The following is a 19,899-nucleotide window of genomic DNA, read 5'->3' as shown; positions in this document are numbered from 1 at the left end:
ATTTTCCGGGTCTGTTGGCAATAACCGACACCACGGATTTTTTCAGGGTGCTACCTTCCATGCACCATGAAACAGCTCTGGGACATCTCCCCGCCGGTGCATGCCGGCGCCCCGGTTTTTCCGGGTGACACCGCCTACACCCAGCAGTGGGCCGCCACCATCGGCCCGGGCTGCCCGGTCAACGTCAGCGCCATCACGCTCTCGCCCCACGTGGGCGCGCACGCCGACGCGCCGCTGCACTACGACGCCGACGGCGCCGCCATCGGCCACGTCTCGCTCGACGCCTTCCTCGGCCCCTGCCGCGTGATCCACGCCATCGGCTGCGGCCCGCTGGTGAAACCCGAGCACATCGCGCACGCCCTCGCCGACCTTCCCCAGCGCGTGCTCGTGCGCGTGTACGAACGCCAGCCGCAGGACCGCTTCGACGACGCCCTGCCCGCCTTCGCGCCTGAAACGGTGGAACAGCTCGCCGACCTCGGCGTGCTGCTCATCGGCATCGACAGCGCCAGCATCGACCCCGCCAGCAGCAAGACGCTCGACAGCCACCAGACCATCCGCCGGCGCGGCCTGCGCGTGCTGGAGAACCTGCTGCTCGACGGCGTGCCCGAAGGCGACTACGAACTCATCGCCCTGCCCCTCAAACTCACCACCGCCGACGCCAGCCCCGTGCGCGCCGTGCTGCGCCCACTCCCATGAACGCCAACACCCCCACCCTCGCCGACTGCCGCGCGCTCGACGCGCAAGACCCGCTGCGCGCCCTGCGTGACCTCTTCTTCCTCCCTGAAGGCACCATCTACCTCGACGGCAATTCGCTCGGCGCGATGCCGCGCAGCGCCCCCGCGCGCGTGGCCGAGGTGGTGACGCAGGAATGGGGCACCGACCTCATCCAGAGCTGGAACAAGCACGGCTGGTTCGCCCAGCCGAAAAAGGTGGGCGACAAGATCGCGCGCCTCATCGGCGCCGAACCCGGCACCGTGGTCGCCACCGACAGCACCTCGGTCAACCTCTTCAAGGTGCTCTCGGCCGCGATGGACCTCGCCAGCGTCGATCACCCCAAGCGCCGGCGCATCGTGAGCGAGCGCAGCAACTTCCCGACCGACCTCTACATCGCCGAAGCCCTGTGCCAGCAGCACGGCTTCGAGCTCGTGCTGGTGGAGCCCGAAGAGATCGCCGCCGCCCTCACACCCGAGGTGGCCGTGCTCATGCTCACCCACGTGAACTACCGCACCGGCGCCATGCACGACATGCCCGCCATCACCGCCGCCGCGCACGCCACCGGCGCGCTCATGCTGTGGGACCTCGCGCACAGCGCGGGCGCCGTGCCGGTGGACCTGACCGGCGCGGGCGCCGACTACGCCGTGGGCTGCGGCTACAAGTACCTCAACGGCGGCCCGGGCGCGCCGGCCTTTGTGTGGGTCAACCCGCGCCACGCCGACCGCTTCTGGCAGCCCCTGGCCGGCTGGTGGGGCCACGCCACGCCTTTTGAATTCACGCCCGACTACCGGCCCGCGCCCGGCATCACGCGCTACCAGTGCGGCACCCAGCCCATGATCAGCCTGGCCGCGCTCGAATGCGGCGTGGACACCCTGCTCGCCGCCGAAGCCCATGGCGGCATGGCCGCGCTGCGCACCAAGTCGCTCGCGCTCACCGACCTCTTCATCGAACTCGTGGACGAAGGCTGCCAGGGCCACGGCATCGGCCTGGCCACGCCGCTGGACCCGGCCGAGCGCGGCTCGCAAGTGTGTCTGACCAAGGACGAAGGCGCCTACGCCATCGTGCAGGCGCTCATCGCGCGCGGCGTGGTGGGCGACTTCCGCGCGGGTAACGGGGGGCGCCACAAAGACATCCTTCGCTTCGGCTTCACGCCGCTCTACATCGGCTTTGAAGACGTGTGGAACGCCGCCGAACAGCTGCGCCAGGTGCTGGACACCGGCGAGTGGCGGCGCGCCGAATTCAACACCCAACACGCGGTGACCTGACCATGTGCCCGCACCACACCGACCCGGCCTCGAAGCCCGAAGACATCGTGCGCGAGGAAGGCGCCCAGCTCGACTTCAGCCGCGACATGAGCTACGGCGACTACCTGCAGCTCGACGCCATCCTCACCGCGCAGAAACCGCTCTCGCCCGCGCACGACGAGATGCTCTTCATCGTGCAACACCAGACCAGCGAGCTCTGGATGAAGCTCATGCTCCACGAGCTGCGCGCCGCCATCGACAGCATCGCCAGAGACGAACTGCAACCCGCCTTCAAGATGCTCGCGCGCACCTCGAAGATCATGGAACAGCTGGTGCATGCCTGGGATGTGCTCGCCACCATGACCCCGCCCGAATACAGCGCGCTGCGGCCCTACCTCGCGCAGTCCAGCGGCTTCCAGAGCCACCAGTACCGCTGCATCGAATTCGCCATGGGCAACAAGAACGCGGCCATGCTCAAGCCGCACGCGCACAGCCCCGAGCGCCTGGCCGTCGTGCAGGCCGCCTACGAAGCCCCCTCGCTCTACGACGAAGCCCTGCGCCTGCTGGCGCGGCGCGGCCTGGCCGTGCCGGCGAGCCACACGCAGCGCGACTGGACCCAGCCCTACGAAGCCAACGACGCCGTCGAACAGGCCTGGCTGCAGGTGTACCGCGACCCCAAGAACCACTGGGACCTGTACCAGCTCGGCGAAAAACTCACCGACCTGGAAGACGCCTTCCGCCTCTGGCGCTTCCGGCACGTGACCACGGTGGAGCGCGTGATCGGCTTCAAGCGCGGCACCGGCGGCACGGGCGGCGTGAGCTACCTGCGCAAGATGCTCGACGTGGTGCTGTTCCCGGAAATCTGGCGCCTGCGCACCGATCTTTGAAGCACAGCCTCAGCGCTTCGCACCGGCTTCGGCCGCGGCCAGGCGGTACAGAATCTGCCGCATCATCAGGCCCGGTTTGTCCGGCGCGAAGTTCAGGTCGAACTGCGGCTCGCTGTCGTTGCGCACCACATCCATGATCCACTCCAGCGCGTCCACGTCTTCCTGGTAGGCCTTGGTTGACGCGCTGTGCAGGTGCTCGTCGATGGCGGCATCGTCCAGCTTGAAGTTGCGGCTGCAGAACCACCAGTAGTGGATCGAGTGGTTCGTCTCGGGCGTGAAGATGTGGCTGATGTTGAAGCGGTAGGTGCGCGGCTGCCCGCTCGGGTCGCGGTGGTCCACGATGCGCGCATACGCCGTGTGCAGCGCGGGCGAGACAAAACGCGCGTCCGAGAACCGGTCCACCGGCTGTCCCGTCAGGCCCGTGGGCATCGCGTACACGCCGGGCGGCGGCGAGTCGCGCAGCTCGCGGTCGATGACCACCATGCCCCCCTCTTCGCGCACCTTCAGCCGCGAGCGCGCGTACTCCGGCGTGCCAATGGCGCCCGGGTGCAGAAACGGGAAATGCGTCTGGTCCAGCAGGTTCTCGTGCATGGCCACGTAGTCGGATTTCAGATGGAAACCGCCGCTGACCGTCTTCCACTCGGGGCTGCCCAGCCAGCCGGTGTCGGGCACCAGGGATTCGTCCGCGTGGTCGGCGTCGCCCATCCAGATCCAGATCAGCGTGCCGCGCTCCACCGTGGGAAAACTGCGCACGTTGGCGTTCGTCGGCACGATGGGCATGGCCGGCATGTGCACGCAGCGGCCCGAGGGGTCGAACTGCATGCCGTGGTAGCCGCACATGAGCACGTCGCCCACCAGCTGGCCCTTGGCCAGCGGAAACGACCGGTGCGGGCAGCGGTTGCGCACCGCCACGGGCTCACCGGCCAGCGTGCGGTACAGCGCCACGTCCACACCCAGCAGGCGGCGGCTGATGATCTCGCGCGTCACCTCGCCGGCCAGCGCGGCCACATACCAGCAGTTGCGCACCAGCGGCGTGGTGTGGTCGGCGAAACCGCCCGGCACGAACTCGCGCGGGTGCTCCACCTCGAACTCGACGGGGCGTTCAACAATCATGTCCATGGGATGTCTTTCCAGCGTTCAGGCGTCCAGCACGAGCGACGAGCCGCATGCGCGCGACACGCAGATGCACAGCGATTCGTCAGCGGCCTTCTCTTCGGGGGTGAGGTAGTGGTCGTGGTGTTCGATGCCGCCCTCGGCCTTCAACACCGGCAAAGGGCACAGCCCGCACTCGCCGCGCCGGCAGTCCCACAACACGGGAATGCCCTCGGCCAGCAGGGCATCCAGGATGCTCACGTCGGGCCCCACCTGCACGGTCTTGCCCGTGCGCTGCAGGTGCACGCTGAAGGGCTTCGCGTCGCCCGAGATCGCAGCGGTGAAGCGCTCGCTGCGCACCCGCTGCGGCGCCCACCCGAGAACGGCAGCCGCTTCATGTGTGGCATCGATCATCGGCTTGGGGCCGCACACGTACACGGCGGTGCCCGCGGGCTGGGCCTGCAGCAGCGCCTGCAGATCGGGCGTGCCCTGCGCGTCGCTGTGGTGGAAGCGCACGCGCTCGCCCGCGAGTTGCGCCAATTCGTCGCGGTAGGCCATGCCGTTGGCCTCGCGGCCGGCGTAGAACACGCGGTAGTCGCAGCGGCGGCGGGCCAGGCTGCGCGCCATCGAGAAGATGGGCGTGATGCCGATGCCGCCCGCGATCAGCAACACGTTCTGGTCGCGCCGGTCGAGCGGGAAGTTGTTCACCGGCGGGCCGACCCGCAGGCCCGTGCCCACCTCGAACGTGGCATGGATGTGCGCCGAGCCCCGGGCGTGGTCTTCGCGCTGCACCGCAATGCGGTAGGTGTGGCGCGCATCGTCGTCCAGCGTCGCGCCGCCCACCAGCGAGTAGTGGCGCACGATCAGCCCGCGCTCGGGTGAGACCGTGTGCAGCGCGATGTGCGACCCGGCGGCATACGACGGCAGCGGGCTGCCGTCCACCCGGGTCAACAGGAACTCGCGCACCCGGTCGGTCAGCTGCCGCACGGCGCTGACCTGCACGTCGAAGTTGGGCCGTGCCATGGTCGAAGCCTCAGTCGAGCTTGATGCCGGATTTCTGGATCAGCGGGCCCCAGGCCGCCACCTCCTGCTCCATCAGCTTGCCCATCTCGGCGGGCGACATGGTGTAGGGCTCGTAGGTGAACAGCGTGAGCTTGCTGCGCATGTCGGGTGACTGCATCACCTTGGCGATGGCCTCGTTGAGCTTCGCCACGATGTCCTTGGGCGTGCCTTTGGGCGCGAGCAGGCCGTTCCACCCACCCACCGCCCACGGCGCGGGGGCGCCGGTCTCGGCGGCGGTCGGCACCTTGTCGTAACCCGCGATGCGCGTGGGCGCGGCGGCGGCCAGGAAGCGCACCTTGCCCGCCTGCAGCATCGCGCCGGCCGAAGCGGCCGAGCCGATCGCCCAGTCCAGCTCGCCATTGGCCACGCCGGTGTAGAGCTGCGACGACTCCTTGTACGGCACGTGCGTCATGCGCGTGCCGGTGGCCGACTCCAGCATCAGGCCGCCCAGGTGCGCCGGGCTGGCCACGCCCCAGGAGCCATACGTCACCCCATCGGGCTTGGCCTTGGCGCTGGCGATCAGGTCGCCCATGGTCTGCCATTTGGACGCGGTGGGCACCACCACGAAGAAGTAGTTGCGCACCAGCGGCGTGACGGGATCGAAGTCTTGCGTGGCGCTGTAGGGCAGCTTGCTGAACAGGTGCGGCTGCGTGCCGATGTGAAAGCTGTCCATGTGCACCAGCGTGTAGCCGTCGGCCGGCGCCAGGCGCGCCGCCTGGAAGGCCACGAAACCGCTCGCACCCGGCTTGTTCTCGATCAGCACCGGCTGGCCCAGCACCGGGCCCAGCTTCTCGGCCAGATTGCGCAACAGCACGTCCGGCCCCTGGCCCGCCGGGAACGGCGTGACGATCCGGATCGGCCGGGCCGGGTAGCCGCTCTGCGCCAGCGCGGCACCGGGCAGCAGGTGAACGGCGGCGCCTGCCAGCAACGCGCCGAGGAACTGGTGTCTCTTCATGTCTGTCTCCTGGGATTCGAATGGGGCAGGCGAATTTTATTGATCTAAATAAAAGATAATTGAACTCAATTTTGGTTATCACTTGACTCTATAAAGAACAAATGGACACCACCACCCACATCCGCACCTTCGTCGAGGTCGTGCGCTGCGGCGGCTTCTCCGAAGCCGCCCGGCAGCTCGGTGTGGTGCCCTCGGTGGTGGCCAAGCGCATCGCCCAGCTGGAGGCCGAACTGCAGGCCCGGCTGTTCGAGCGCACCACGCGCAAGGTGACGCTGACCGACGCCGGCGAAAGGCTGCACCTGCGCGCCGCCGGCGTGGTGGCCGAGTTCGAGGACCTGCTGCACGCCGTGCGGCGCGACGAAGGCAAACCCGAAGGCCACCTGCGCGTGATGGCCCCCACCACGCTCACCGTGGAACAGCTGGGCGGCGTGTTCTGCGCCTTCCTCGCCGCGCACCCTCGCATCACGCTGGAACTGTCGCTGGTCGATCGGTCCACCAACCCGGCCGAGGCCGGCTTCGACCTCGCCATCAGCGGGCGCGCCGCCAGCTACGAAGGCGTGGTGGACGTGCCGCTGTGCCCCGTGCAGCCGGTGCTGTGCGCGTCGCCGGCGTACCTGAAAGAACGCGGCACACCCACGCACCCGCGGGACCTGGCGGACCACGCCTGCATCGCCTTCGCGCCCACCGGCACCAGCTGGGCCTTTCAGAGCGCGCGCGGCGTGGTGACGGTCGATGTGCACCCGCGCCTGCTCGCCGACGACAACCGCACCGTGCTGCGGGCCGCGCTGCAAGGCCTGGGCGTGGCGCTGCTGCCGCGCTACATCGCGGGGGCCGAGCTGGCCAAGGGAACCCTTGTGCCCTTGCTGCCCAGGCACGAGCCACAGGAGAACTGGTTCAAGGCCTATGTGCCGCGCAGGAAGATGGGCACGGCGCGGGTGAAGGCGCTGCTGGAATTTCTTCAGGAGAACTGGGCGGGCGGGTCGCTGTAGCTCGCACTGGGCGAGCGAGCGGCATCGTGTCTGTCATCGGCCCGTGATCCAGAAACGCAAACCCATTGCAAGCCGCCACAAAACTCTTCGCGGCATCTTGTCGGCCAAAGCCATAGACCGGCACATCGGCCTCGCGCGCACGGGTGACCACGCCCGTGTAGTCGCTGTCCGATGACACGATGCAGAAGCCGTCCACCTTGCGTTGCCGGGCGTGCAGCATCTCCATCATGTCCATGATCAAGGCCGAGTCGCTGGCGTTCTTGCCGTGGCGGTAGTGGAACTGCTGGACCGGGCGGATCACGTGGGCTTCCAGCACCTTGCGCCAGGAAGCAACGTGCGGGTTGGTCCAGTCGGCGTAGGCCCGGCGGATGACGACGTTGCCGCGCTCGGCCGCGAGCTTCATCAGGGGTTCGCAGCATGTCCAGCTCATGTTCTCGGCGTCGATCAGCAACGCGAGTCGGAGCGGTCGGGGGAAAAAGAACGGTGCTTGCTTCATGGGCCTTCCTGTTGCGATGAGTTCCACCGCCACCCTTGTGAGGTGGCGGTGGCCCGAACAGGTTGGCGTACCGAGACAGCTTGCACCATCGGCGAGACTTGCGTCTCCCCATCCGGGCCACCATAAACAGGAAAGCACAGACGAAGAAGATGATGGCCGCAACGCCGAAACATTGCAGCCATCTCAAAACGCAAGCTGTCAGCAGGACGCCAATCCTGATCGCACTTTTGTACGACGAAAGAAGTATAGACGCGACTTCAGCGCCGCCGATAGGCCCCGCAGTGTTTTCCCGTCCATTTCTTGAACGCGCGCTGAAAGGTGGGGCTGTCGCTGAAGCCGAGCTCGCTCGCCAGCTGCACCAGCGACACGCGCGATGACGACAGGCGCGAGATCGCGAGGTCGCGCCGCAGGTCGTCCTTGAGCCATTGCAGCGAGGTGTGTTCGGCCGAGAGGTGCCGCTGCAGGCTCGACGGCGAGGTGTGCAGGTGCTCGGCCACGTCTTCCAGCGAGGGCCATTGCGGGTAGCTGCGCATGAGGTGGTTGCGCACCCGCTGCGCCACGGCGCCGAAGTCGCGCGGCGGCGAGATGACCTGCGTGTACGCATCGGTCAGGAACACGCGCAGGGCCGGCTCGTCGCGGCTCACCGGCGTCTGCAGTTCCGAGGCCTTGAACCAGAAACCGAAGGCCGCCTGCCCGTAGCGCCGGGGCGCGGGGAACACGAGGTTGTAGCCCTCCTGGCCGTCGGGCTCGGGGTAGCTGAAGTCGAAGTGGCGGATGGGCAGCGGCGCGTTCAGCAGCCACGCGGCCAGGCGCCACAGCACGCGCACCATGGTTTCCTGGGCGAACACGGGGGAAGGGTGCTCGGGGTCCACGGTCTGCATGTGCAGGCCGGCTTCTTCACCGTTGACCTGCAGCGAGAAAAAGATGTCGTCCTGCAGCAGGTTGAGGGCCGCGCTCATGCGCTTGAGCGCGCTGCGCAGGTCCTGCGCCGAAAGGCCTTCGCGCGCCGTCAGCGCGAAGCTGCCGGGCTTGAACGGGCGCGAAAACAGGCCCATGCACTCGTCCTTCATGTCGTTGAGCAAGGCATAGAAAAGCGCCACGTATTGCATCGGCGTAACGCCCTGGTAACCGGGTTGCCGCAGGGCATGCGGGTCTACCCCGACTTGACGTAGATAGCCATCCATGTTCATGCCCTTGCTTTCCGGCCCGGAGAGCATGCCGAAGACGAAAACAGGGGCGATGAAGGCCCCAGGGTTTTCCCGAGGTTTTCGGCGTTTGAGGTCTTTTGCCATGGTTTCAGGGTGTTCGGCTATCGCTTGGAAATGGGGCGGAGCCTAGCATCCGCCCCGTCTTCCGCACAATTTTTTTCGGGGCCATCGGCCCATCGCACAAAGGACCGTTCATGAAGCAAGACGTGTATGTCGTGGGGGTCGGCATGGTGCCGTTCACCAAACCCGGGGCGAGCGAGCCCTATCCGCAGATGGCGGCCAAGGCGGTGAACGCGGCGCTGCGCGACGCGGGCCTGGACTACGCCAAGGTGCAGCAGGCCTACGTGGGCTATGTGTACGGCGACTCCACCGCCGGCCAGCGCGCGCTGTACGAGGTGGGCATGACGGGCATTCCCGTCGTGAACGTGAACAACAACTGCTCCACCGGTTCCACCGCCCTCTTTCTGGCGCGCCAGGCGGTGATGAGCGGCGCGGCGGATTGCGTGCTGGCACTGGGCTTCGAGCAGATGAACCCGGGCGCCCTCGGTTCGGTGTTCAAGGACCGCGCGAGCGCCTTCGAGCGTTTCGACGAAGCCACCGAAGCCCTGGTGGGCCATGGCGAGATTCCGCTGGCGCTGCGCTACTTCGGCGGCGCGGGCCTGGCGCACATGCAGGAGTTCGGCACGCCGCTGAACACCTTCGCCAAGATCCGCGCCAAGGCCAGCCGCCACGCGTCGAACAACCCGCTGGCGCTGTTCCGCACCGTGGTGACGGAAGAAGAGGTGATGAACGCGCCGGTGATGTGGCCGGGCGTGATGACGCGCCTGATGGCCTGCCCGCCCACCTGCGGTTCGGCGGCGGCCATCGTGTGCTCGGAAGCCTTCGCGAAGAAGCACGGCCTGAACACGGCCGTGCGCATCCGCGCGCAGGCCATGACGACGGACGGCCCCGCCACCTTCGAGGCCAAGGACATGCGCGAGGTGGTGGGCTTCAGCATGGCCAAGGCCTGCGCCGAGCAGGTGTACGCCGAAGCGGGCCTGGGCCCGCGCGACGTGCAGGTGGTCGAGCTGCACGACTGCTTCGCGCACAACGAGCTGCTGAGCTACGAGGCCCTGGGCCTGTGCGAACGCGGCGGCGCGCAGAAGTTCGTGGAAGACGGCGACAACACCTACGGCGGCCAGGTGGTCACCAACCCCTCGGGCGGTCTGCTGTCCAAGGGGCACCCGCTGGGTGCCACGGGTCTCGCGCAATGCACCGAGCTCGTGCAGCAGCTGCGCGGCCAGGCCGAGAAGCGCCAGGTGGAAGGCGCGCGCATCGCGCTGCAGCACAACCTGGGCCTGGGCGGCGCCTGCGTGATCACGATGTACGAAAAGGTGGCCGCATGATCGACAGGAAATTCATCGGCTATCAGCTGAAGCCTTCGGTGCTCACGGTGGACCGAACGCGCCTGCAGTTCTTCGCCAAGGCCATCGGCGAGAAAGACCCGGTCTACGTGGACCCGGCCGCCGCGAAGGCCGCCGGCTACGCCGACGTGCCGGCACCACCCACCTTCCTGTTCGCCGCCGAGCTCGACAGTGGCGCGAACGACCAACTGCTCGCCGATCTGGACATTCCGCTGGCCAAGCTGCTGCACGGCGAGCAGTCGTTCCGCTACCTCCAGCCGGTGTGCGCGGGCGACACGGTGACCGTGCAATCGACCATCACCGACATCTACGACAAGAAGGGCGGCAAGCTGGAATTCGCCGTCAAGGACTCCAAGGTGACCAACCAGCGCGAGGAACTCGTCGCCGAGCTGCGCACCGTGCTCGTGGTCCGCCACTGAAAGGGAAGAGAACACCATGACCGCATCGATCAAGGTCGGCGACCGCCTGCCCGCCCTGCAACTCCCGCCGGTGGACCGCGCCACGCTCGCGCTCTTCGGCGGCGCCTCGGGCGACCACAACCCCATCCACATCGACCTGGACTTCGCACGCCGCTCGGGCATGCCCGACGTGTTCGCGCAGGGCATGTTGGGCATGGCCTGGGTGGGCCGGCTCATCACGCAATGGGCGCCGCAGTCGCGCCTGCGCCGGTACGACGCGCGCTTCGCCGGCATCACCCACCTGGGCAACGCCATCACCTGCAGTGGCGAGGTGGTGGAGCTGATGGACCTCGACGGCGAGGCCTGCGCGCGCGTGGCCGTGAGTTCATCCAATCAATACGGCCAGAACAAGATCGTCGGCGAGGCCATCGTCGCCCTGGCCTGAACCAACACCCCAACAAGAGGAAAGACACAGCATGAGCAAGAAACTCGACGGCAAGGTGGCCCTGATCACGGGCTCGGGGCGCGGCATCGGCCGTGAAATCGCCCTCAAGCTCGCCAAGGACGGCGCGCGCCTGGTGATCAACGACCTCGACGCCGATCCGGCCCAGGAAACCGTGGAGGCCATCAAGGCCCTTGGCGGCGAGGCCGTGGCCTGCGTGGGCAGCGTGACGGCGCCCGACTTTTCGGAGCGCTTCATCGGCACCGCCGTGGAGCACTTCAAAGGCCTGGACATCATCGTCAACAACGCCGGCTACACCTGGGACAACGTGATCCAGAAGATGACCGACGAGCAGTGGTACGCCATCATGGACTGCCACCTCACCGCGCCCTTCCGCATCCTGCGCGCGGCGCAGCCGGTAATCCGTGCCCTCTCCAAAGCCGAGACGGACAGCGGCGTGCGCAAGGTGCGCAAGGTGGTGAACATCTCGTCCATGGCCGGTGTGTTCGGCAACGTGGGCCAGACCAACTACTCCGCCGCCAAGGCCGGCATCATGGGCGTGACGCAGGCGCTGGCCAAGGAATGGGGCCGCATGAACGTGACGGTGAACTGCGTGGCCTTCGGCCTCATCAAGACGCGGCTGACCGGCAGCACCGCCGACGGTGCCACCACGAACATCGACGGGCGCGACATCAAGGTGGGCGTGAACCCCGGCCTGCTGTCGATGATGGAGCAGACCATTCCCCTGGGCCGTGGCGGCACACCGGAAGAAGCCGCGGGCTCGGTGTACCTGTTCTGCATCCCCGAGTCGGACTACGTCAGCGGCCAGACGCTGATCTGCTCCGGCGGCCTGACGGGCATGTGAGCATGCTGCCGCGCCTGCACCAGCATCCCTGGATGGATGCCGACATCGAAGGCTTTCGCGAGCAGGTCCGCCGCTGCGTGGCGGACAAGCTCGCACCCAAGCTCGATGCCTGGCGCCGCCAGGGTTTCATCCCCCGCGAGTCCTGGCGTTCCCTGGGCGAGCTGGGCTTCCTGTTGCCCGAGATGCCCGAGGCCTATGGTGGCCCGGGCGCGAGCATCGCCTACCAGCTGGTGGTGCAGGACGAGCTCTCCAAGCAGGAGATCCCGGCCAACACCGGCGTGCACTCCATCGCCTCGCACTACATCCTGGACTACGGCACCGAAGCACAGAAGCAGCGCTGGCTGCCCAGGCTCGTCAGCGGCGAGATGCTGGCCGGCATCGCCATGACCGAACCCGGCGCCGGCTCGGACCTGAAGGCCATCCGCACCAAGGCCCGGCTCGACGGCGACCACTACGTGGTGGACGGCGCCAAGACCTTCATCACCAACGGCTTCACCGCCAACCTGCTGGTGGTGGTGGTGCGCACGGGCGAGGCGGGCGCCAAGGGCGTGTCGCTGATCGTGATGGAAACCGAGAACCTGCCAGGTTTCAGCGTCGGCCGGCGGCTCGAGAAGCTGGGCCAGCACGCCTCGGACACCGCCGAACTCTCGTTCGACGGCGTGCGCGTGCCGGCTTCGCAACTGCTCGGCGGCCAGGAAGGCGAAGGCTTCAAGCAGCTGATGAGCCAGCTCACCTACGAGCGCCTGCTGCTCGCGGTGAACGCGGCGGCGGTGATCGAGCGCGCAGTGGAACTCACGGTGGACTACACCCAACAGCGCAAGGCCTTCGGCCAGGCGTTGGCCGACTTCCAGAACACGCGCTTCAAGCTGGCGGAGTGCGCCACGCTGGCGCACGTGGTGCGCACCTTCGTGAACGACTGCATCCAGCGCCAGCTGGACGGCACGCTGGACAACGAGGCCGCCTACATGGCGAAGTGGTGGTGCTCGGAGCAGCAGGGCAAGGTGACGGACGAATGCCTGCAGCTCTTCGGCGGCTACGGCTACATGGCCGAGTACCCGATCGCCCGGCTCTACGCCGACTCGCGCGTGCAGCGCATCTACGGCGGCGCCAACGAGATCATGAAAGACCTGATCGCGCGCAAGGTGCTCGGCTGATGCAACCGCTGAACCACCTCCATGTGATCGAGTTCGAGGGCATCGGCCCCGGCCCGCTGTGCGGCCGGGTGCTGGCGGACCTGGGCGCGCGCGTCACCGTGATCGCGCGGCCGGGCACCTCCTCCGTGGTCGACAAGCTCTCGGGCGGCGGGCAACCGCCGCTGCGCGAAGGCAAGACCGTCGTCGAACTCAACCTCAAGCACGCCGACGACGTGGCCCAGGCCCTGGGCCTGGTGGCCAGCGCCGACGCGCTGATCGAAGGCAACCGCCCGGGCGTGATGGAGCGCCTGGGCCTGGGCCCCGCGGCCTGCGCGGCGGTGAACCCAAAGCTGGTCTACGGCCGCATGACGGGCTGGGGCCAGCAGGGCCCGCTGGCCCAGGCGGCCGGGCACGACATCAATTACGTCGCGCTCAGCGGCATGCTCTCGCTGTCGGCGGTGCACGGCCAGGTGCCGGTGTCGCCGCCCACGGTGCTGGGCGATGCCGGCGGCGCGCTCGGCCTGGCGCTGGGTATCGTGAGCGGCGTGCTGCAGGCGCGCCAGAGCGGCCAGGGCTGCGTGGTGGACGCCGCCATCGTGGACGTGGTCGCCATGCTGGGTGGCCTGGCGCAATGGATCGCCGGCACCGGCGGCCTGGGTGGCCCCAAGCCCAGCGTGTTCCACGACTCGCCGTTCTACGACGTGTACCGCTGCGCAGACGGCGGCTTCATCACGCTGGGTGCGATCGAGCCGCAGTTCTACGCGCTGCTGGTGCACAAGCTCGGCCTCACCGATGTGGACCCGGCCGCCCAGTTCGACACCGCCGCCTGGCCGGCCCTGAAAGAGCGCCTGCGCACCCTCTTCCTCGCGCAGCCGCGCCAGCACTGGTGCGATCTGCTCGAAGGCACGGACGCCTGCTTCGCCCCGGTGCTCTCGCTGGACGAGGCCGCCCGCCACCCGCACAACGTGGTGCGCGGCCTGTACGCGCCGACGCCGTCGGGCGAACGCCGCACCGGCGCCGCACCCCGTTTCACCACCTTGCAAGGGGCCCACACCCATGACTGAAGCCCGGCGTGCCAACGCCGCCATGCTGGAGGCGCGCGACCTCACGCTGAAGTTCGGCGGCGTCACCGCCCTGTCCGAGATTTCGGTGGACATCGGCCACCAGGAGCTGGTGGCCCTCATCGGCCCCAACGGCGCGGGCAAGAGCTCGCTGCTCAACGTGCTCTCGGGCTTCTACCGCCCGAGCACCGGCACGGTGCGCTTCGAGGGCCAGGACATCGGCCGCTGGCCGGTGCACCGCGTGGCCCAGGCCGGCCTGGCGCGCACCTTCCAGGGCACGCACCTGCTGCCGCACATGAGCGTGCTCGACAACATCCTGGTGGGCCGCTACATGCACATGAAGAGCACGCTGACCACGGCCTTCCTCTACTACCCGTTCGCGCACCGCGAAGAGGTGGCGCACCGCGCCGTGGCCGAGGAGATCCTGGGCTTTCTCGAACTCGAGCACCTGCGCCACCACACCGTGGGCACGCTGGGCTACGGCATGCGCAAGCGCGTGGACCTGGGCCGCGCGCTGGCCATGGAGCCGCGCATGCTGCTGCTGGACGAGCCCATGGCCGGCATGAACACCGAAGAGAAGGAAGACCTGGCGCGCTTCATCCTGGACATCCGCGAATCGCGCCAGATCCCGGTGGTGCTGGTGGAGCACGACATGGGTGTGGTGATGGACATCGCCGACCGCGTGATCGTGCTGAACTTCGGCCGCAAGATCGCCGACGCCTCGCCCGCCGCCGTGCAGAAGGACGAGAACGTGATCTCCGCCTACCTGGGGGCCCACGCATGAGCGCGACCCTGAACAAGACCCCGCAGACCCTGCCTCAATGGCTGCTGCACAACGCCGCCACGCGCGGCAGCGAGGTGGCGCAACGCCACAAGCGCGACGGCGTGTGGCACGAATTCACCTGGGCCGACGTGCGCGACGAAGTGCGCGCCCTGGCCCTGGGCCTGCGCGCGCGCGGCGTGCAGCGCGGCCAGACTGTGGTGCTGCTGAGCGAGAACCGGCCCGAGCTGTACTGGGCCGAGTGGGCCGCGATGGCGGTGGGCGCCAAGGTGGTGGCGCTGTACCCCGACGCGGCCGAATCGGAAGTGGACTACATCGTGGCCGACGCGCAAGCGGTCTGCGTGTTCGCCGAAGACCAGGAGCAGGTGGACAAGGTGCTGCCCGTGATGGCGCGCCACGGCGGCCTGCACACCGTGGTGTGGTGGGAGTCGGGCGGCCTGTGGTCGTACCGGCACGAAGGCCTGCTGGGCTGGGACGCGTTCCGCGCGCCGGCGCAGGACGCGGCCTGGTTCGAGCAGGCGGTGATGCAGGGCCAGGCCAGCGACATCGCCGTGCTGTCCTACACCTCGGGCACCACCGGCGCGCCCAAGGGCGTGATCACCACGCACGCCTCGCTGATGCACAACGCCGAGCTGATCGGCCAGACCATGCAGGTGCCCGAGGGCGGCGAGTACCTTTCGTACATCCCGCTCTCGTGGGCCACCGAGCAGTGGGTGGGCGTGACCATGGGCCTGATGCGCCCGCTGCGCGTGAACTTCGCCGAGCGGCCGGACCAGATCCAGGAAGCGATCCGCGAGCTGGCCTGCGAGATGGTGTTCTTCGGCCCGCGCCAGTGGGAGAGCCTGGCCGCGCGCGTGCATGCCCGCATGCTCGACGCCGCGCCCTGGCGCCAGAAGGTGGTGGACTGGGGCTTGCGCATCGGCAAGCTGGCGCGCGCGGACCAGATGGACACCCGCGCGCGTTCGTGGTGGGTGCGCGCCCAGCTGCCGCTGGCCGACGCGCTGGTGCTGCGCCCGCTGCGCGAGCAGCTGGGCCTGAAACGCGCGCGCATCGCCTTCACCGGCGGCGCGGCGGTGGCGCCCGACATCTTCCGCCTGTTCGCGGCCATGGGCGTGATGCTGCGCAACGTGTACGGCTGCAGCGAGTTCGGCCTGATCACGGTGCACCAGGGCGAGCGCGTCAACGCCGAGACCATCGGCGAGACCGTGGCCATGGCCAGCCCCTGGGGCGTTCCCATGGAGTGGCGCGTGACCGACGGCGGCGGGCTGGAGGTGCGCGGCGGTGCGGGCTTCTCGGGCTACTGGGGCAAGCCCGAGAAGAGCGCCGAGAAGATGAACGAAGGCTGGTTCCAGACCGGCGACGCGGTGGGCCAGGGCCCCAGCGGCAACGAGCTCATCTACTACGACCGCGTGGAGCACATGAACCGGCTGCAGGGCGGCCACCTGTTCTCCAAGCAGTTCATCGAGGTGCGGCTGCGCTTCTCGCCCTACATCCGCGAGGTGATGGTGGTGGGCGACCCGACGCGCTCGCACGTGACCGCGCTGGTGAACATCGACGGCGACGTGTTCGGCCGCTGGGCCGAGCGCAACGGCGTGTCGTTCACCACCTTCACCGACCTGTCGCAGCGCCCCGAGGTGCTGGCTCAGGTGGCGAAGGAGATCGCGAGCGTCAACCAGGCCCTGCCCGAGGCCGTACGCCTCAGGCACTTCGTGAACCTGCCCAAGGAGCTGGACGCCGACGAGGGCGAGTTGACGCGCACCCGCAAGCTCAAGCGCGACTTCATCGAGCAGCGCTACGGCGCGCTGATCGACGCCATGTACGGCGAGCGGCCCGGCACGACCATCGAAATCCCCGTGCGCTACCAGGACGGCCGCGCCGGCGTGCTGCGCGCCGACGTGACCACCGGCCATGTGCCGGCCGCGCGCGCCCAGGAGACCTGACCCCATGACCGACTTCTTCAACTACCTCTTCAACGGCTTCCTGCAAGGCCAGATCTACGCCCTGCTGGCGCTGGGCTTCATGGTGATCTACCGCGCCAGCAAGGTGTTCAACTTCGCGCAGGGCGAGCTGATGATGCTCGGCGCCTACGCGGTGTGGACGCTCACGCTGGGCGCCAACCTCCCGCCCTGGCTGGCGATCCCGCTGGCCTTCGTCTGCGCGCTGGTCTACGGCTGGCTGATCGAGCGGCTGTTCTTCGAGCGGCTGGTGGGCGAGTCGGTGTTCTCCATGGTGATGGTGACCATCGGCCTGGTGATCCTGATCCGCGGCATCGTGCTGGTGGTGTGGGGCGCGGCGGACCGCCAGTTCCCGGTGCTGCTGCCGCCCACGCCCTTCATCGTCGGCGACATGATCTTCCCGTCTTCGCTGGTGATCGGCGCCATCCTCACACTGGTGGTGACGGTGGGCATGTCGTGGTTCTTCAACCGCACCCGCGCCGGCCTCACGCTGACCGCGGTGGCGGAAGAGCCGACCACGGCCATCTCGCTCGGCATCTCGGTCAAGCGCGCCGTCACCCTGGCCTGGATGATGGGCTCGGTGATCGCCACGGCCGGCGCCATCGTGCTGCTCAGCGGCCGCTCGCTCACGGTGGGCACGGCCGACGTGGCCCTGGCCGCCCTGCCGGTGGCGCTGCTCGCCGGCCTGGAATCCATCGGCGGGCTGATCCTGGCCGGTGCCATCGTCGGCATCGTGCAGGCCCTGGTGGCGGCGTATGTGGACCCTGCGATCGGCGGCTCGGCCTCGTCCATCGTGCCCTTTGTTTTCATGCTGCTGATCCTGCTGGTGCGCCCCACCGGCCTGTTCGGCTGGCGCCATGTGGAGCGTGTGTGATGGACCCGTCCGGCATTTTCTTTACCAGCCACGCGGGCGACCGCTCCCTGATCCGCACGCGCGCGCAGTGGGTCTGCCTGGCGGCCCTGCTGCTGGTGCTGGCCACGCTGCCCTGGTGGGCCTCGGACCGCTGGGTCAGCATCGGCTACACCACCTTCATCACCGCCGTGGCCGTGATCGGCCTGCAGATCTGCACCGGCTACGCGGGCCAGATCAACCTGGGGCAGTCGGCCTTCATGGGCGTGGGCGCCTACGGCGCGGCGCTGGCCATGTCGGCCGGGTGGGACGCGCTCGCGGCGCTGCTCATCGGCGGCGCGGGCGCGGCCCTCTTCGGCGTGATGTTCGGCCTGACGGCGGCGCGCATCAAGGGCTTCTACCTCGCGCTCACCACCATTGCGGCGCAGGCGCTGTTCCACTTCCTGGTGCTGAACCTGCCGCAGGCCTGGCTGGGCGGCGCGGGCGGCCTGCACGTGGAGTCGGCCACGGCCCTGGGCATCTCGCTGAACAACGACCGCGCGATCTACGGTTTCTCGTTCATCGTGCTGGTGGTCATGACCATCGGGGCCTTCGGCATCGTGCGCTCGCGCCACGGCCGCAGCTTCGAGGCGGTGCGCGACGACGACGTGGCCGCCGGGATGATGGGCATCCCCGTGGCCGCCACCAAGGCGCGCGCCTTCCTGGTGAGCGCCTTCTACGCCGGCGTGGCCGGCGGCCTGTGGGTGGTGGCGCTGCGGCACGTGTCGGTGGAGCAGTTCACGCTGTTCAACGCCATCTGGATGATCGCCATGATGATCGTCGGCGGCCTGGGCTCCATCGTCGGCGCGCTGATCGGCACCGTGCTGATCCAGCTGGCGCGCGAGGGCGTGACCAGCCTGGGCCCGAGCGTCATCCAGTGGGTGCCCGCCGTGGGGCAGGACTTCGTCTTCGCCGCCATGAACGTGCTGCTGGGCACCGTGATCATTCTTTTCCTGCTCTTCGAGCCCAAGGGCGTGATGCACCGCGTGCAGATCACCAAGCAGGCGTACCGACTCTGGCCGTTCCCGTACTGACCGCCAGAGGGCGGCACCCATCACGACAACAGGAGACAACATGCAAACACTGAAGAGCTGGGCGGCCCGCACCGCCACCGTGGCCGGGCTGTGCCTGTCGGCGGCCCTGCCGGCCACGGCGCAGACCGTGTACCAGGTGCCCGCGATGTCCGATTTCTCGGGGCCGTTCTCGTCGATCATGCCGATGATGGCCGGCGGCCGCGAGGCGGTGGCGACCTGGTGGAACGCCGAGGTGGGCGCGAAGATGGGCGTGAAGATCGAGGTGAAGAGCTACGACACGCGCTACGACGCGGCGCAGACCGCCAGCCTGTGGCCCGGCGTGCTGGCCACCAAGCCGCTGGTGGGTTTGTCGGCCGGCGGGCCCGACACCGCCGCGCTGCAGCAGCGCCTGCCCACCGACAAGGTGGTGATGATCTCGGGCTCGGCGGCCAACGGCTCGGGCTGGCGGCCCAACCAGTGGGTGCTCACGCCCCGGCCCACCTTCGTGCACGAGATCGCCGGCTTCATCGAGTGGTACCAGAAGACCAAGACGCCTGGCCGCCCGGTGAAGGTGGCGATGTTCACCACCGAGGCCTCGCCCAGCTTCGCCGACATGGCCAAGGGCGTGTCGGCCTACGCCAAGGCCAGCCCCAACGTGGTGAACCTGGTGGAGATGGTGTTCGTGGACGTGCAGCCCACCGACGTGACGCTGCAGCTGCGCCGCGTGCTCAACGCCGGCGCCGAAGTGATCCTGGTGCCGACCAACATCCAGCAGGCCGTGGCGGTGAAGCGCGCCATGCAGGCCCTGGGCAAGAACGTGCCCATCGTGCACGGCCTGCAGAACTCGCCCGGCATGCTGCAGAAGCTGGTGGGCAGCATGGCCGCGATGGAAGGCGACTACGAGATGCACGGCGGCGTGATCACCAGCGAGGAAGACACCGAAGCCAAGCGCTTCTACGACCTGCTGGTGGCCAAGCACGGCATGAAGGTGCCCTGGCACGCCATCACCTCGCTGGGCATGACGCAGACGCTGCTGGCCGTGCGCGCCATCGAGGTGGCCGCGAAGAAACACGGCCCCGACAAGCTCACGGGCGAGCTGATCTACAGCACGCTGATCGAGACCACCTTCCCCGCGAAGGACTTCTTCGGCCTCACCGGCGGCGACCTCGACTTCTCGGTGGAGGCACCCTTCCCCACCAGGGACCCGCGCATCAACATCGGCCAGGTGGTGGGTGGCAAGCTGACCACCGTGGCCAAGGGCGTGCCCGTGCCCAGGCTGGGCAAGTGGTGAGCCGCTTTTTCCGCAGACCTT

The 19,899-nt window shown here is 68.4% G+C and carries 20 protein-coding genes; 15 read left to right on the top strand and 5 right to left on the bottom strand.

Going from position 1 to position 19,899, the window contains the following annotated elements:
• Nucleotides 1-66: 66 nt before the first annotated feature.
• The 3 genes from kynB to kynA are packed head-to-tail and all read left to right on the top strand — an operon-like array spanning nucleotide 67 to nucleotide 2,845.
• Nucleotides 67-696, top strand: coding sequence for an arylformamidase (gene kynB / locus AC07ZS_RS17545; protein ID WP_494799809.1), 630 nt, complete (start codon nucleotides 67-69; stop codon nucleotides 694-696).
• Nucleotides 693-1,979 carry a kynureninase gene (gene kynU / locus AC07ZS_RS17540; RefSeq protein WP_494799808.1) on the top strand — a complete coding sequence of 429 codons (1,287 nt, stop codon included), beginning with the start codon at nucleotides 693-695 and terminating at the stop codon, nucleotides 1,977-1,979. The genes kynB and kynU overlap by 4 nt, the downstream gene beginning before the upstream one ends.
• Nucleotides 1,980-1,981: 2 nt before the next feature.
• On the top strand, nucleotides 1,982-2,845 hold the full coding sequence (gene kynA, locus AC07ZS_RS17535) for a tryptophan 2,3-dioxygenase (protein WP_494799807.1): 864 nt from the start codon (nucleotides 1,982-1,984) through the stop codon (nucleotides 2,843-2,845).
• A 9-nt stretch (nucleotides 2,846-2,854) separates the two neighbouring features.
• Here the strand turns inward: kynA and AC07ZS_RS17530 are convergent, their stop codons facing one another.
• The 3 genes from AC07ZS_RS17530 to AC07ZS_RS17520 are packed head-to-tail and all read right to left on the bottom strand — an operon-like array spanning nucleotide 2,855 to nucleotide 5,954.
• Nucleotides 2,855-3,964 carry a Rieske 2Fe-2S domain-containing protein gene (locus tag AC07ZS_RS17530; protein ID WP_494799806.1) on the bottom strand — a complete coding sequence of 370 codons (1,110 nt, stop codon included), beginning with the start codon at nucleotides 3,962-3,964 and terminating at the stop codon, nucleotides 2,855-2,857.
• An 18-nt stretch (nucleotides 3,965-3,982) separates the two neighbouring features.
• A complete protein-coding gene (locus AC07ZS_RS17525) occupies nucleotides 3,983-4,960 on the bottom strand; it encodes a PDR/VanB family oxidoreductase (protein ID WP_494799805.1) in 978 nt (325 codons plus the stop codon).
• Between the two features lie 10 nt (nucleotides 4,961-4,970).
• On the bottom strand, nucleotides 4,971-5,954 hold the full coding sequence (locus tag AC07ZS_RS17520) for a Bug family tripartite tricarboxylate transporter substrate binding protein (protein ID WP_494799804.1): 984 nt from the start codon (nucleotides 5,952-5,954) through the stop codon (nucleotides 4,971-4,973).
• A gap of 101 nt (nucleotides 5,955-6,055) precedes the next feature.
• On the opposite strand from AC07ZS_RS17520, the gene AC07ZS_RS17515 reads away from it, so the two are divergent.
• Nucleotides 6,056-6,943 carry a LysR family transcriptional regulator gene (locus tag AC07ZS_RS17515; protein ID WP_494799803.1) on the top strand — a complete coding sequence of 296 codons (888 nt, stop codon included), beginning with the start codon at nucleotides 6,056-6,058 and terminating at the stop codon, nucleotides 6,941-6,943.
• Here the strand turns inward: AC07ZS_RS17515 and AC07ZS_RS17510 are convergent.
• A complete protein-coding gene (locus AC07ZS_RS17510; RefSeq protein ID WP_494799802.1) occupies nucleotides 6,849-7,439 on the bottom strand; it encodes an NYN domain-containing protein in 591 nt (196 codons plus the stop codon). The two genes, AC07ZS_RS17515 and AC07ZS_RS17510, sit on opposite strands and share 95 nt — an antisense overlap.
• Before the next feature lie 257 nt (nucleotides 7,440-7,696).
• Nucleotides 7,697-8,731, bottom strand: coding sequence for an AraC family transcriptional regulator (locus tag AC07ZS_RS17505; RefSeq protein ID WP_494799801.1), 1,035 nt, complete (start codon nucleotides 8,729-8,731; stop codon nucleotides 7,697-7,699).
• Between the two features lie 110 nt (nucleotides 8,732-8,841).
• On the opposite strand from AC07ZS_RS17505, the gene AC07ZS_RS17500 reads away from it, so the two are divergent.
• From AC07ZS_RS17500 to AC07ZS_RS17450, 11 genes are read left to right on the top strand one after another with little or no spacing between them, the layout of a single operon-like run.
• Nucleotides 8,842-10,032, top strand: a complete 1,191-nt coding sequence (locus tag AC07ZS_RS17500; protein WP_494799800.1) for a lipid-transfer protein — start codon at nucleotides 8,842-8,844, stop codon at nucleotides 10,030-10,032.
• On the top strand, nucleotides 10,029-10,469 hold the full coding sequence (locus AC07ZS_RS17495) for a MaoC family dehydratase N-terminal domain-containing protein (protein WP_494799799.1): 441 nt from the start codon (nucleotides 10,029-10,031) through the stop codon (nucleotides 10,467-10,469). The genes AC07ZS_RS17500 and AC07ZS_RS17495 overlap by 4 nt, the downstream gene beginning before the upstream one ends.
• Nucleotides 10,470-10,485: 16 nt before the next feature.
• Entirely contained in the window at nucleotides 10,486-10,893 is a 408-nt protein-coding gene (locus tag AC07ZS_RS17490) for a MaoC family dehydratase (protein WP_297397169.1), read from the top strand.
• 31 nt (nucleotides 10,894-10,924) lie between these two features.
• On the top strand, nucleotides 10,925-11,755 hold the full coding sequence (locus AC07ZS_RS17485; RefSeq protein WP_494799798.1) for an SDR family NAD(P)-dependent oxidoreductase: 831 nt from the start codon (nucleotides 10,925-10,927) through the stop codon (nucleotides 11,753-11,755).
• Nucleotides 11,756-11,757: 2 nt separating this feature from the next.
• On the top strand, nucleotides 11,758-12,909 hold the full coding sequence (locus tag AC07ZS_RS17480; protein WP_494799797.1) for an acyl-CoA dehydrogenase family protein: 1,152 nt from the start codon (nucleotides 11,758-11,760) through the stop codon (nucleotides 12,907-12,909).
• Entirely contained in the window at nucleotides 12,909-13,952 is a 1,044-nt protein-coding gene (locus AC07ZS_RS17475; RefSeq protein WP_494799796.1) for a CaiB/BaiF CoA transferase family protein, read from the top strand. Before AC07ZS_RS17480 ends, AC07ZS_RS17475 begins: the two co-directional genes overlap by 1 nt.
• On the top strand, nucleotides 13,945-14,733 hold the full coding sequence (locus AC07ZS_RS17470) for an ABC transporter ATP-binding protein (RefSeq protein ID WP_494799795.1): 789 nt from the start codon (nucleotides 13,945-13,947) through the stop codon (nucleotides 14,731-14,733). The genes AC07ZS_RS17475 and AC07ZS_RS17470 overlap by 8 nt, the downstream gene beginning before the upstream one ends.
• Entirely contained in the window at nucleotides 14,730-16,670 is a 1,941-nt protein-coding gene (locus tag AC07ZS_RS17465; protein WP_494799794.1) for an AMP-dependent synthetase/ligase, read from the top strand. Before AC07ZS_RS17470 ends, AC07ZS_RS17465 begins: the two co-directional genes overlap by 4 nt.
• Nucleotides 16,671-16,674: 4 nt before the next feature.
• Nucleotides 16,675-17,559, top strand: a complete 885-nt coding sequence (locus AC07ZS_RS17460; protein WP_492435819.1) for a branched-chain amino acid ABC transporter permease — start codon at nucleotides 16,675-16,677, stop codon at nucleotides 17,557-17,559.
• Nucleotides 17,559-18,608: a branched-chain amino acid ABC transporter permease gene (locus tag AC07ZS_RS17455; protein WP_494799793.1), complete on the top strand. Its 1,050-nt coding sequence runs from the start codon at nucleotides 17,559-17,561 to the stop codon at nucleotides 18,606-18,608. The genes AC07ZS_RS17460 and AC07ZS_RS17455 overlap by 1 nt, the downstream gene beginning before the upstream one ends.
• A gap of 40 nt (nucleotides 18,609-18,648) precedes the next feature.
• Nucleotides 18,649-19,878, top strand: coding sequence for an ABC transporter substrate-binding protein (locus AC07ZS_RS17450; RefSeq protein ID WP_494799792.1), 1,230 nt, complete (start codon nucleotides 18,649-18,651; stop codon nucleotides 19,876-19,878).
• Nucleotides 19,879-19,899 lie beyond the last annotated feature (21 nt).

The sequence above is a fragment of the Hydrogenophaga sp. GW456-12-10-14-TSB4 genome, assembly GCF_059424305.1.
The sequence above is the reverse complement of the archived record's forward strand: the minus strand, read 5'-3'. Positions and strand labels throughout refer to the sequence as shown.